Raw genomic sequence first — 13,340 nt, forward strand, 5'->3', positions numbered from 1 at the left:
GAGATAGGACCCCTAATCGGGAGCGTAGAACTGTGTCGTTGCCACCTCTGGTCGAGCCGGCCGCCGAGCTGACCGTCGATGAAGTGCGCCGCTACTCGCGTCACCTGATCATTCCCGACGTGGGCATGGCCGGGCAGAAGCGGCTGAAGAACGCCAAGGTGCTGTGCGTGGGCGCGGGCGGCCTGGGTTCGCCCGCGCTGATGTACCTCGCGGCGGCGGGCGTGGGCACGCTGGGCATCATCGACTTCGACGTCGTCGACGAGTCCAACCTCCAGCGCCAGATCATCCACGGCCAGTCGGACGTGGGCAGGCCCAAGGCCGAGAGCGCCGCGGCGACCGTCAGGGAGATCAACCCGCTGGTCGACGTCGTCATCCACAACACGGCGCTGACGACAGAGAACGTGATGGAGATCTTCTCCGGCTACGACCTCATCGTCGACGGCACCGACAACTTCGCCACGCGGTACATGGTCAACGACGCGGCCGTGCTGCTCGGCAAGCCGTACGTCTGGGGCTCCATCTACCGCTTCGACGGCCAGGCGAGCGTCTTCTGGGCCGAGCACGGCCCCTGCTACCGCTGCCTCTACCCCGAGCCCCCGCCTCCCGGCATGGTGCCTTCGTGCGCCGAGGGCGGCGTCCTGGGCGTCCTGTGCGCCTCGATCGGCTCCATCCAGGTCAACGAGGCCATCAAGCTGCTCACCGGCATCGGTGACCCGCTCGTCGGCCGTCTGATGATCTACGACGCCCTCGAGATGAAGTACCGCGACGTCAAGGTCCGCAAGGACCCCGAGTGCGTGCTGTGCGGCAAGAACCCGACGGTCACCGAGTTGCTCGAGGACTACGAGGCGTTCTGCGGCACGATCTCCGACGAGGCCGCCGAGGCAGCCTCCGGCTCGACGATCACGGCCCAGGAGCTCAAGGCGATGCAGGACGGCGGCGAGGACATCTTCCTCATCGACGTCCGCGAGCAGAACGAGTACGAGATCGTCTCGATCCCGGGCGCGACGCTGATCCCCAAGGGCGAGTTCCTGAACGGCTCGGCCCTGGAGAAGCTGCCCCAGGACAAGCGCATCGTGCTGCACTGCAAGTCGGGCGCCCGCTCCGCCGAGGCGCTGGCGATCGTGAAGAACGCCGGCTTCTCCGACGCCGTCCACGTGGGCGGAGGCGTGCTCAGCTGGGTCAAGACCGTCGACCCCAGCCTGCCCAGCTACTGACGACGTCCGAGGCCACACCCGACAGGGGCACCGCGGCGCGGTGCCCCTGTTCGGTGTGGCCTCGACATGCTGCCCGTCGACGGCCGGAAACCCTTTCTCGGCAGGGGCCGTGGCCACCGGGCGACCAGTGCGCACTTCAGGAAGCGCGACCTCACCAGGCAAAGCTTCACGCCCCACTCCTGTCGGATGGGGGGCTGTCACTCGGCCTCCCGCATTAGGGTCGAGTGGTGAGCAAAAGACGCGCATGGCCCGCCGTGGTCGTGACGTCCGCGTTGGCGCTGATCTGCGCGATCACCGCGGGCATCGCGGCCAGTGCGGCGGGCGCAGAGCTCACTCGGGGCCCGACGCAGGCGGAGCTGGAGCGGGCGGCGAAGCGGGAGGTCGCCGACCGCTGGCGCAGCTGGCCCGCCGGACGGATCTTCCCCGCCACCCTGGCCTACTACGCGGAGCAGGGTGGCGAGGAGCGGGCGCGCCGGGTGGGCATCTCCACGACGACCGACTGTGCGGGCGCGGTGGACAGGAAGGCCGAGACCGCACTGCGCAGGGCGGGGTGCAGGGCCGTGCTCAGGGCCACCTACCTCGACGCGCTGCAGGGCGTGGTCGTGACCGTGGGCGTGGTCGCGCTGCCTGACGAGTTGCGGGCCGTACGGGCCAAGAAGGTCTTCTCCGCCTCGGGCAAGCCCGTGCCCGGCATCCGCCCGATGGCCTTCGCCGGCACGGTCGCCGACCGGTTCACCGCGGCGGGCCGCCAGGCGGGGTCGGTACGGCAGGCGGGGCCCTACCTCGTGCTGACGACCGCCGGACAGGTGGACGGACGCCCCGCGCGAGCGGTCGGCGAGCAGCGGCCCGCGGTGTTCTCCTTCGCCGCCGACCTCGGCGAGCACGTTCTGACCGAGCTGAGCACCCCGCGCATGCCCGAATGCGGCGCCAAGGGGTGGCAGTGCTGAGGCGGGCGGCTCTCGCGACGGCGGTGGTGCTGCTGGTGACGCCGCCCGCGCACGCCGACGAGGTGCGTGCCAGCCAACAGCAGGTGATCAAGACCCTCCGGCTTCCGCAGGCGTGGAAGACGACCATGGGCGAGGGCGTGACGGTCGCCGTCCTCGACTCGGGGGTCGACCCAGGCCACCGTGACCTGGTGGGCTCGGTGAGCGTCGGCACCGACTACACCCAGGGCGCCAACCCCGCGGGCGTGGCGCCGTTGCGGCTGCACGGCACCTACATGGCCTCCCTCATCGCCGGCCACGGCCACGGACCGGGGAACAACGACGGCGTCATCGGGGTCGCGCCCCGTGCCAGGATCCTGTCCGTCAGGGTGATCCTCGAGGAGGAGGAGCCCGGGTTCGGCCAGTTCAACACCGCCAAGCGCTACGAGGACGTGGTGGCCAAGGGCCTCAGGTACGCCGTCGACCAGGGCGCCCAGGTGGTCAACATGTCGATCTCCAAGGAGCTGGCCACCCAGGAGGAGCGTGAGGCCGTCCGCTACGCGATCTCCAAGGGGGTCGTGCTGGTGGCCGCCGCGGGAAACGACGGCGCCCGCAAACCCGCGGCCAGCGGCTTCGCGCCCTACTCCTATCCCGCCGCCTTCCCCGGGGTGGTCTCGGTGGCCGCCACCGACGGCGGGCTGCGCCGCGCCTCCTTCTCCAACTGGAATCCGTCGGTGCTGCTGGCCGCGCCGGGCGTCGACATCCTGGGAGCGGGCCCCGGCGACGAGTACTGGGTCGGCAGGGGCACCTCGCAGGCCAGCGCGCTGGTGTCGGGGGTCGCCGCACTCATCAAGGCCAAGTACCCCCGCATGTCGCCCGCGATGGTGTCCCAGGCCCTCACCAGGGGCGCCTCCCAACGGCCCTCGGGCGGGTACGACACGGGCACCGGGTTCGGCGTCGTCAACGCGGAGGGAGCGCTCGCCGAGGCGGCGAAACTGTCCAGGCACACGCTCACCGCCAAGGGGGATGACAGCCACGACCCCGCCCGTTCGCTCGGCGTGGCGGCGGGACCCGTGCAGGTCATCCACCGTGACCACCGGCGCGTGGCGGTCTACGGCTCCATCGCCGCCGCCGCGGCCGTCGCCGCGCTCACCGCCGTGCTGGTTCTCACCGCCCTGGTCAGGCGGGCACGCAGGGCGGACAATCCCCAGGACGCATGATCCGCGCCCTTAGGGGGACGAATTACGTAGGAGAAACGCGCGAAACGGGACATCAGTGTCCCGGAACGCGTCGCCGACCGAGTGAGTGAGGAGCGGTGGGGGACACGTCAGGGCGGGCTCGCAGGCGGCCGGTGTCCGGGCTGCCCCGAACCGGGCAGGTGGCGAAGGGCGGATCCCCGCTCGGCGCCCCGGTGACCCGGCGCTCTCGCGTGCGCTCCTGGCCGGCGGCCTCGGGCCGAACCAATCTCCAGGCGGCCAGGGAGCGCGCCGAGCGGGCGGCACTTGAGCGGGGCGTCCGGTTTCGCACCGTCTTCCTCACCATTCTCGGCGCGATCGTGACGCTGTCCGCGGTCGTGGTGCTCCTCGGCACGGTCGGTCTCATCGCCGAGACCAGGTCCAGGCCCCTCACGGTCGCCGAGCAGACCCGCTACAAGCAGGAGGAGATCGCCAGGCGGTGGCAGGCGTGGCCGACCACGGGAGTCTTCCCCGAGGAGGTCGCCTACCAGGGGCTCGACGAGGCCCAGCAGTACGCCAGGAGGGTCGGCATCGCCCCTGAGAGCACGTGCGCGGCGGCGGCCGACAACGCGGTGGGGCAGGTCCTCGAGGAGCACGGCTGCCTGACGATGCTGCGCGCCACCTACATCGACCAGAGCGCGATGTTCATGTTCACCGTGGGTGTGGCGGTGCTCAAGGACGAGGAGTCCAGGGTGGCGGCCACCGAGGCCCTGTCGGTCGACGACAGGGTGGGGGTGCTGCCCGTCGCCTTCCCCGGCACCGTGACCGAGCGCTTCGGCCTCGACCAGCGTCAGCGCAACGGCTGGGTGGGCGCGGGGCCCTACATCGTCTTCTCCGCCGCGGGCTACACCGACGGCCGCACCCGCGCCGCCGTGCCGGCCGAGGAGATCCTGCACAGCGAGCTGTGGCCGGCCGCCAGGTCCGTCGGCGGCCAGATCGCCTTCTTCCTCGCGGAGCCGCCCAAGGTGCCGCGTTGCACCCAGGGGAACGCGTGCTGACCGCCGTCCGGTCGCTGCTGGCGGCCGCCGTGCTGCTGTACGGCACAGCCGCGCCGCCCGATCGCGAGCAGCAGCAGTGGGTGCTGACCGCGATAAACGCCGAGCAGGCCTGGACGGTCAGCAAGGGCGAGGGCGTCACGGTCGCGGTGGTCGACAGCGCCGTGGCGCAGCAGGCCCCTGGGCTCAAGGGCAGGGTGACGGTCGCTCCTGACATGACCACCTCGAACATCGACAGGGAGAGCGTCGCCCCCGGCGACCACGGCACCGCGATGGCCGGGCTCATCGCCGCCTCGGGGGAGAAGGGCGGCTTCGTCGGCGTCGCCCCGCGCTCCCGCATCCTGTCGGTGCCGATCACCGTGGACGAGCCGCTGGGCGGCGGCGCCGTCCCGCCTGAGCAGGACGCGGAGTCGATGAGGGACAGTCCGCTGGCCAGGGCGATCCGCTACGCCACCGACCGCGGCGCCAAGGTCGTCAGCATGTCGATCGGCACGTACGGCGTGCGCAAATCCGAACGCGAGGCCGTCACCTACGCCCTCGGCAGGGGTGTGGTGCTCGTCGCCGCCGTCGGCAACGACGGCCAGGGGCGCTACGCCACCTCCAACGGCACCTCCTACTGGAGCTTCCCCGCCGGCTACCCGGGCGTGATCGGGGTGTCGGCGATCGACAGGCAGGGCAAGCGGGCCGCCTTCAGCAGCGACAACCTCTCTGTCATGATCGCCGCGCCCGGCGTCGACGTGCCCGTCGTGAACGCGGACGGCGAGCTCGGCACCAGCAAGGGCACCAGCGCCGCGGCCGCGCTGGTCTCAGGGGTCGCCGCCCTGATCAAGTCGCGCTATCCGAACCTGCCTCCCGAGCAGGTGGCCCAGGCGATCGCGGGCAGCGCCCGCGCGCGTCCCTCCACCGGCTACGACGAGAAGGTCGGGTTCGGCGTGGTGGACGCGGCCGCCGCTCTCGCCAGGGCGGGCGAGCTGGTTGGTCAGCAGCGCGGCGTCGCCGTCCCCGACGGCCAGCACTTCGGCGCGGGGGAGAAGGCGCCGCTGCCCTCGCCCCCTGGGCCGAGCCCGTGGCGGATGTGGCTGTTCGGCGGTGGCGTGCTGCTGGGGTTGGTGGCGTTCGGCGGCGCCGTCACGCTGCTGAGCCAGCGAACCCGCCGAAACTGATCACGATCGTGGCTTTTGTCGGCTATGGTCCCGCCTCATGAGTTACGAGCTGCACGTGGAGCGTGAGTCTCCGCTCGCCTTCGCCGAGCTCGCGAAAGCGATGGCGCCCGCCGGGTTCTCGCTGCGCGACCAGGGAGAGATCCTCGTCGGCGACGAGCCCCGTCCCGTCGCGCACTGGCGCGAGCGCGTGGTCGGCCGCCCTTCGTCCGACTGGGACGTGGCCCAGCTCGTCCGGCTCGCCGCGGTGCTCGGCGGCCGTCTGCTCGGCGAGGACGGCGAGCACTACTACCTGCGCGACGGCGTCATCGAGGTCGACGGGGACCCGATCGGCAAGATCGACCAGATTCTCGTGGAGGGCCCCGCCGCATGGTGAGCCCCTACGGTGAGCGGGTGCTCGACGTCGTCGAGCGGATCCCGCCCGGCCAGGTCATGGCCTACGGAGACATCGCCGAGTACCTCGGGGAGGGCGGGCCCCGGCAGGTGGGCACGGTCATGTCCACCTGGGGCGGAGGCGTGCCGTGGTGGCGCGTCGTGCACGCCGACGGAACGGCGGCGGCGGGGCTGCTCGACAGGGCGCTGGCGCACTGGCGCGAGGAGGACACACCGCTGCGTGGCGAGAAAGTCGACATGCGACGGGCCCGATGGTTGCCTTCAGGGGACTTTCAGGAACCAACTGACCTGGCATGACACGCTTTTTGCGGATTTGTGGCATGTGACGCGCATTACCATAGCGAAGGACCGTGCCCACCTGTTCCCGGGTCCGAAAGGCGGTGCCCCTTCATGGCCACCCCGACCGGCGACGTCGTCGCCGAGCGCCTGAGGGTTGTCCAGGACCTCTGTGACCGGGGGGAGCCGCTGGATGTGATCATGCGGACCGTCCGGTCAGCGGGGCTGCCCCCCGACGAGCGGCGCGCGTTCGACGCCGACGTGCTGAGCGGCTCGCTCGGCCAGCGTTTCGACCAGGCCGCCAAGCGCGGCGCCGCCCGCAGGCGCGAACTGGTCACCCTGTTCAGGCCCTACCTGGCAGAGGTCGACCAGGGCGTCAAGCGCGACCTGCCCGTCGCGCGCAGGCTCGCCTACCACCTGGTCGAGCACCGCTCCGACGACGAGCTGATCGACGGTGACGCGCTCACCAAGGTCATCGCGGCCGCGGCCGAGCCGTCCAAGCGCATCCGCAAGGGCCTGCGCTGGTATGCCGACCTGCCCTTCGCCGACGAACTCCCGCACGACCTCTACCGGCTGCGCCGCTCCGACCTGGTGCCCGTCACGCAGATCGACGACATCGTCTGGGAGAACGGCAGGCTCCGTGTCGACGGCTACGCCTACCTGGCGGGCCTGTCGGTGCGCAGCCGACGCTTCAACAGGGCGACCGTCGTGCTGCGCGGCCCCCGCTGGCTGCCGCCGGTGCGGATGCGCACCCGCCGCACGCTCGCGCCCGAGGCCACTCACGCCGCGCGTGAGCCGGGCTGCAACTACGACTGGTCGGGCTTCACCGCCACCCTGAGCCCGTGGCCGCTGCGCTGGCGCTCCTCGCTGCGCGCCGCGGTCTCGGCGGTGCGGCGCAAGATGCGCCACAGGCCCGCCGTCCAGGACACCACCACCTGGCGCGCGGAGATCGTCTTCTGGTCCCGCGGCGCCAGGGCCACCGGACTGCTGCGCGGGGCCTCCCTCGGCAGGACCGAGCGGCCCGCGGGTCTGCGGGTCAAGCCGCGCTGGTGGGTGCGTCCCGTCTGGACCTCCGACCGGGCGCTCCAGGTCGTGCTCCAGCCGAACAGGGCCGAGCTGACAGGGGTGAAGCTCGACGGCGAGCGGCTCGAGCTGACCGTCTTCCTGGCCGGCCGCACCTGCACCAAGGGCCATGCCAGGCTCGGCGGCCACCGCATGCACGCCGACTTCCAGCCCGTCGAGGGCGGCACCAACGTGCTGGTGACGCTGGCCGTGCCCGCCCTGCTTCAGGAGAAGGACGGGCGGCGGCTGTGGGTCGAGCCCAAGGGCGACCCCGCGGCCTCCGTCATGCTCGGCGACGCGCTGGAGGAGACCAGGGCGCAGGTCGGCGACCGCGAGATCACGGTGCTCGGCGACAGGCGTGACCGCGTCGTCGTCTCCGCGCACAGGATCAGGCCGGTGATCACCTCCGTCTCGTGGGACGGACCCGTGCTCGAACTGCGCGGCGAGTACCCCGACGCCGAAGGCGCGCGGCGGATGTCGCTCAGGCACCGCTCGGGGCTGATGTACCACGCGGACATGGCACGCTCCGGCGACGCCTTCACCGTACGGCTGAAGCCGTCCGAGATGGAGCGGTTCGGGGAGCTCGTCCCCATGCCGTCGGGCACCTGGAACCTGTCGGTGCGTCACCCCACGGGCGAGATCGTGCCCGTGCGGGTCTCGCACGCGGCGCTGCCCTCGCTCGACGAGAGCCGCCACTCCTTCGCGGGACGTGGCTACCGGTTCGTGTCCACCCGCTTCGACGTGCCCGTGCTCATGGCGGAGGAGTCGCGTCCCGCCGACGAGAAGGGCGTCGCGGGCACCCACGTGCTGCGTCGCGTCTTCTACCCGGCCCAGCGCGGCGAGCCGCTGAACGACGCGACCGTCTACGTGGTCAACGACGGCCGCCACTACGCCGACAGCGTCCGCGCGATCTACGAGGAGCGGCTGCGGCGCGGAGACGACCGCGAGCACATCTGGATCGTCAAGGACGGCGCGTTCGTGCCGCCGGGACCCGCCACCGTGGTCCGCGCGGGCAGCCGCGAGCACCACGCGGCACTGGCACGTTCCCGGCACATCGTGACCAACTCCTTCCTGCCCGCCTGGTTCAGGGCGCGCGAGGACCAGGTCGTCGTCCAGGCCTGGCACGGCACGCCCGCCAAGCGCATCGGCAACGACCTGCCGCACATGTCCCGCGACCCCCGCCCGCCTGTCTGGTACCGCCAGGCGGCGGAGGTGCGGGGCTGGGACGTGCTGCTGTCCCAGTCCCCGTGGGCGACCCCCGTGCTGCGCGAGGCGTTCGGGTACAAGGGCGAGGTGCTGGAGAGCGGGCTGCCGCGCAACGACGTGCTCAGCTCACCCGACAGGGAGGAGCTGGCGGCTGCGGTACGGCGGCGGCTGGGGCTGATCGAGGGCAAGAAGGTCGTGCTCTACGCGCCGACATGGCGCGACTACGACAGGAAGAACAGCACCATCAAGCTGGACCTGTCGCTGGCCAGGGCCGAGCTCGGCGCCGATCACGAACTGCTGGTACGGGCGCACCCGATGCAGGCGATGCCGCTCGTGCCGGGGGAGGTGGCGCACGACGTCACCACCTACCCCGACATGTCCGACCTCCTGCTGGTGGCGGACGTGCTGGTCACGGACTACTCGTCGTCGATGTTCGACTTCGTGGCGACGGGAAGGCCGATCGTCTTCTTCACCTACGACCTGGAGAAGTACTCGTCGAGGCGGGGGCTGTACCTGGACCTGGCCTCGCAGGCTCCCGGGCCGCTGCTGTCGAAGTCGGGCGAGGTCGTGGAGGCCCTGCGGTCGATCGACACGGTGGCGGCCGCGCACGCCGACCGCTACGAGGCGTTCAAAGCCACGTACGCGCCTCGCGACGACGGCAAGGCGACGGCCAGGGTCGTCGACCACGTCTTCTCGTAGGGCTCGCCCGAGGGGCTCAAGGGCCTGACCGCGCAACCCCACCCCGCTGTCGCATGGAGGACTCGGGGTGGGAGGCGGTCTCCCCGTCGACGAGCGGGCTCAACCGCCCGCCGCGCGATCACGCGCCCGGCTCACCGATCGTGATCCACCTGGCCTGCCCCCACCGCCTTCGCCAATCCGACTGCTCATCCAGCCGCGCCACCCAGGGCATGGCAGGTCGTGGGTCAGTGACCCGTCGACAGGTCTCCGACGGCATCGGCGTAGTAGACCGATCCGCCCAGGTGGAACGCGATCTGCCGGAAGGTCCAGCCCTCGCCGGGGGAGCGGTCCAGTTCGTCGGAGGTGAGCGCGTTCAGCCGGGCGGACCAGATCCGGGCGAGACGGAGGAGCCGGCTCGAAGCCTCCTCCAGGTCCTGCTCGGTGAAGGGCGCCAGATCCGCGGGGGTGGTGATCGCCGACGCGTGCCAGCGATCAGGGACGGTCTCGTGTCCCGCCAGCCGTGCCTCCAGCTCGGCGAGGTGGTCGACGAGGTGGTCGGCCACCCTGCGGATCGCCTTGTGCGGGGTGTAGATCCGCTGATCGGTCTGGAACGGCCGGCCGTCCCACGCCGTCCATGTGGCAGCCAGGCCCAGGACGTGGTCGACCATCGCCGTCACGACCAGCGCGGGGGAGCGGTCGTCGGTGATCGGAATTTCATTCGTCATTGTCCGTCTCCATCTCGGTGCGCTCTGCGGGAAGGTCGCGTCCGGGCCTCACGGCCCATCTGGCCGACCCGCGGCTCAACCTAGACGCGGGACGTGTCGGCGATCGCCGAAGCATGGCGTCCCTGTCGAGGCGGCCGAAGCCCGGCCGCCTCGACAGGCCGTCGCACCGATCAAGCGGGCATGGGGAGGCGCCATCCACGCAAGCACACCCGAAGGTGCGATCACGCGGTCCTGATCAGCCTCACACCATCAGAATGCGCCGGCCCGTGACCCGGTAGCCGATCCGTTCGAACGTCGCCGCCATCGGATGGTTGCCGACGTCGGTGTTGTCGAAAATCAGCGGCTCGCCCTCCGCCGCGAAGATGTGCACCGCCTCCGCCAGCAGGTCGTACGCGTACCCGTGGCCCCTGTGCCGGTGGTCGACGCCGATGTAGCCGATCGTCGCGAAGCGGTCGGCGCGTGTGGGCATCACCAGGCCGACCAGCTCGCCGGCAGCGTCGTGGGCCAGCCGCCATCTGGCGCGCCCGCCGGGCATGTCGCCGATCATGGCCACGAGGTCGGCCGCCACCGCCTCGGCCGGCTTGCGGCGGAGCTCGGCCTGGTCCTCCGCGTCCAGGCTGCCGGTGACGACCTGGGCGACCAGGTCCACCAGGACCTGTTCGTCCGTGACAGGGGTGAAGGTGAGCCTCGTCGAGCGGGGCGGCAGGCCGTACTCGGGGATCCACTGCAGGTTGAGCCGCTCGACGTGAAAGGTGAGCCCCGCCCGCTCCGCGGCCTGGATGCGGGCGTCGGCCTCGGCGCGGGCGTCGGGACGGGTACGCCAGTCGGCGGGCACCAGGAGGTGGTACTGGGGCCGAGGGCCCATCGGCGAGTGGTAGTCCGCGGTGACGAGCGCGGAGTAGGCGGCTTCGAGCACGGCGGTGCCGTTCTCGACGGTGTCGAAGTCGAGGTAGTCGAGGCTCCAGGGGTGCTGCTCTCTCTGCGGGGCGCGGAAGGCGGCCCTGGCGACGACCTTCTCGCCCTGCTGGGCGATCCAGACCCAGGCGGGACGGTACTCGCCGTCGGCGGCCAGTTCCATGAAGGCCCGCGGACGCTGTCCGACACCGGACGTCGGCAGGGTGGTGATGCTGTCGAAAAGGGCGAACTCGCTCTCGTCGGCGAGGGCGCGGATGACCAGCTCGGTCAAGGGATTCTCCTGTGGAAGGAGCGCTCCCGTCAGGCGGACACCTGGGTTGTGTGGGAGCGCGAAAGCGTAACGGGGAACATGCGGCTCCTCACCTCCTTCGTGCGTGATCAACGGACGTACGGTATCGGGCGGTGCGAGGCGGGGCAAGGGACGCCCCCAGGGAATGCCGGGCGGAACGGGATGGTTGTGGCATCTAGTTAAATATTCAACTAAAGGACTCGTCATGGATCTGGGACACATCCTCATGCTGGTCATGGGCGTGCTGGTCGTCGGTGGGATGGGGGTCGCGCTGGTGGCGCTGGTGCACTCAGGCGTCAGGACCGGTGAGTGGCCCGTGCAGAACAGGCGGCGCGTCGTCTGGCGGGGGTTCGTGGTCAGGTAAGCCTTGAGTCCCGCGACGTCGTAATGGAAATGACCTGGAAGAGGTCGCTCTGTACCTTTGCCGGAATGACACCGATTTTCCGGCTGTGCGATGAGCACATCACCAGGTCCGCCGAGCTCGACCCCGTGGACGCCGTCTACATGGGCATCTCGGGAGACTTCGGCGTTTCCACCGACTACAGCCCCGACGGCCACGCCGCCAGGCACGAGCTGCTGAAGTCCACGCTCGCCGCACTCGACACCCTTGAGCCCAAGAACGACGCCGACCGCAGGGCCGCGAGCCACCTGCGCGAGCGCCTCGAGGCCGACGCCGCCTGGTACGAGACGGGCGAGCAGTACGCCGACCTGAGCAGCCCGTTCGGACTGCTGTCCACCGTCAGGGACAGCATCGACCTGCTGCCCACCGGCGGAGAGGAGCACTGGCGCAAGGTGGCCGCGCACCTCGCCGCGGTGCCCGGGATGCTGGCGAGCTGGCGGAGCTCGCTGGAGGAGGGCGTCAGGCGCGGCGTTCTGGCCGCCCGGCGGCAGGCGGTGGAGGGCGCGGGCGCGGCCGACAAGTACGCCGGCACCCACGACGCCCTCGTCGCCTCCTACGGTGACGGGCCCCTCGCAGGCGAGCTCGCCAAGGCCGCCGCCCTCGCCCACCAGGGCTACGCGGACGCGGCTCGCTACCTGCGTGAGGAGTACGCGCCCAGGGCCGCCGAGCGCGACGGCGTGGGCGCCGAGCGCTACGCGGTGGCCGCCAGGCGGAACCTCGGCGCGGACCTCGACCTGGTCGACGCCTATGAGTGGGGCTGGGCCGAGCTGGCGCGGATCGAGGAGGAGATGCGGCAGGAGGCTCACGCGATCCTGCCCGGCGCGAGCGTCGACGAGGTGATCGCCCACCTCAACGCGACCCAGTACGTGGTCGGCGCCGACGCCTTCCTCGCCTGGCTCAAGGACAAGCACGACGGGGCCATCGCCGCGTTGCACGGCACCCACTTCGACATCGCCGAGCCGCTGCGCACGATCGACGTGACGCTGGCGCCGGGCTCGACGTCCGGCTCGGCCTACTACACCGCGCCGAGCGAGGACCTGTCGCGTCCTGGGCGCACCTGGTGGCCCGTCGGCGGCAGGGAGAAGTTCGCCACGTGGAGCGAGCTGTCCACCGTCTTCCACGAGGGCGTGCCCGGCCACCACCTGCAGCTCGGCGCGGTCACCGTCGCGGGCGACAGCCTGTCGAGGTATGCGAAGTTCTCCTGGGTGAGCGGGCACGGCGAGGGCTGGGCGCTGTACGCCGAGCGGCTGGCCGACGAGCTGGGCTGGCACACCGAGCCTGGCACCCGTCTCGGCATGCTGACCGACTCCGCGCTGCGCGCCGCCCGCGTGGTGATCGACATCGGTGTCCACCTGGACCTGCCGCTGCCCGACGGCTCCCGCTGGAGCTTCGAGAAGGCGTGCGAGGTGCTGAGGGAGCGCGGGCGCGCGGTGGAGCACACCGTGCACCCCGAGATCGTCAGGTACTTCGGCTGGCCGGCACAGGCGATCTCCTACAAGCTCGGCGAGCGCGCCTGGCTGGAGGCCCGCGCCGAGGCCGCGAGCAAGCCGGGCTTCGACCTCAAGCAGTGGCACACCGCCGCGCTCGACCTCGGCCCGATCGGACTGTCCGGCCTCCGCTCGGCGCTCTCCTCCCTCTAGATCCGCTCCGGCAAGGCGGACTCGGCCCCACCGTGGGCACCGGCTGAGCCCCGTCCGAGCACGCCACTCCAGCAGGACTCCGGTTCCCGCCGCCACGCCGTCACGCCTTCACGTGAAGCGGGCGACGTGACGGCGGCGGCCGAAGTCCTGCTGGAGCTCGCGTGATGGACGGACGGCCACCGGTGACCACGGTGGCCGTGACCAGCGCTTGCCGTAACGGATGTGCATG

At 71.3% G+C, this 13,340-nt stretch carries 12 protein-coding genes; 10 read left to right on the top strand and 2 right to left on the bottom strand.

Going from position 1 to position 13,340, the window contains the following annotated elements:
- Window positions 1–32: 32 nt before the first annotated feature.
- The 8 genes from moeZ (at window position 33) to FHR33_RS32080 (ending at window position 9,163) form a co-directional block, all read left to right on the top strand.
- On the top strand, window positions 33–1,214 hold the full coding sequence (moeZ, locus tag FHR33_RS32045) for an adenylyltransferase/sulfurtransferase MoeZ (protein WP_183655672.1): 1,182 nt from the start codon (window positions 33–35) through the stop codon (window positions 1,212–1,214).
- Window positions 1,215–1,441: 227 nt separating this feature from the next.
- Window positions 1,442–2,161, top strand: coding sequence for a hypothetical protein (locus FHR33_RS32050; RefSeq protein WP_183655675.1), 720 nt, complete (start codon window positions 1,442–1,444; stop codon window positions 2,159–2,161).
- Window positions 2,155–3,357 (top strand): S8 family serine peptidase, encoded by a 1,203-nt coding sequence (locus FHR33_RS32055; RefSeq protein ID WP_183655678.1) that lies wholly within the window; start codon window positions 2,155–2,157, stop codon window positions 3,355–3,357. Before FHR33_RS32050 ends, FHR33_RS32055 begins: the two co-directional genes overlap by 7 nt.
- Before the next feature lie 95 nt (window positions 3,358–3,452).
- The gene (locus FHR33_RS32060; RefSeq protein ID WP_312895811.1) at window positions 3,453–4,370 is read left to right on the top strand and encodes a hypothetical protein; all 918 of its coding nucleotides are present in this window, start codon (window positions 3,453–3,455) and stop codon (window positions 4,368–4,370) included.
- Entirely contained in the window at window positions 4,346–5,530 is a 1,185-nt protein-coding gene (locus FHR33_RS32065) for a S8 family serine peptidase (protein ID WP_221241341.1), read from the top strand. Before FHR33_RS32060 ends, FHR33_RS32065 begins: the two co-directional genes overlap by 25 nt.
- A 37-nt stretch (window positions 5,531–5,567) precedes the next feature.
- On the top strand, window positions 5,568–5,903 hold the full coding sequence (locus FHR33_RS32070) for a hypothetical protein (protein ID WP_183655681.1): 336 nt from the start codon (window positions 5,568–5,570) through the stop codon (window positions 5,901–5,903).
- Complete coding sequence (locus tag FHR33_RS32075; RefSeq protein ID WP_183655684.1) at window positions 5,897–6,217, top strand: MGMT family protein; 321 nt, start codon at window positions 5,897–5,899, stop codon at window positions 6,215–6,217. The genes FHR33_RS32070 and FHR33_RS32075 overlap by 7 nt, the downstream gene beginning before the upstream one ends.
- Before the next feature lie 93 nt (window positions 6,218–6,310).
- Window positions 6,311–9,163: a CDP-glycerol glycerophosphotransferase family protein gene (locus tag FHR33_RS32080; protein ID WP_246452249.1), complete on the top strand. Its 2,853-nt coding sequence runs from the start codon at window positions 6,311–6,313 to the stop codon at window positions 9,161–9,163.
- 224 nt (window positions 9,164–9,387) lie between these two features.
- Here FHR33_RS32080 and FHR33_RS32085 read toward each other — a convergent pair whose 3' ends face one another.
- Window positions 9,388–9,867: a hypothetical protein gene (locus tag FHR33_RS32085; protein WP_183655686.1), complete on the bottom strand. Its 480-nt coding sequence runs from the start codon at window positions 9,865–9,867 to the stop codon at window positions 9,388–9,390.
- A 241-nt stretch (window positions 9,868–10,108) separates the two neighbouring features.
- Window positions 10,109–11,053 (bottom strand): GNAT family N-acetyltransferase, encoded by a 945-nt coding sequence (locus FHR33_RS32090; protein ID WP_183655688.1) that lies wholly within the window; start codon window positions 11,051–11,053, stop codon window positions 10,109–10,111.
- A gap of 223 nt (window positions 11,054–11,276) precedes the next feature.
- Here FHR33_RS32090 and FHR33_RS32095 point away from each other — a divergent pair, with 223 nt between their 5' ends.
- Window positions 11,277–11,435, top strand: a complete 159-nt coding sequence (locus tag FHR33_RS32095; protein WP_183655690.1) for a hypothetical protein — start codon at window positions 11,277–11,279, stop codon at window positions 11,433–11,435.
- Window positions 11,436–11,500: 65 nt separating this feature from the next.
- On the top strand, window positions 11,501–13,111 hold the full coding sequence (locus FHR33_RS32100; RefSeq protein WP_183655692.1) for a DUF885 domain-containing protein: 1,611 nt from the start codon (window positions 11,501–11,503) through the stop codon (window positions 13,109–13,111).
- Window positions 13,112–13,340 lie beyond the last annotated feature (229 nt).

Source organism: Nonomuraea dietziae (assembly GCF_014195505.1).
Lineage (GTDB): Bacteria > Actinomycetota > Actinomycetes > Streptosporangiales > Streptosporangiaceae > Nonomuraea > Nonomuraea roseola.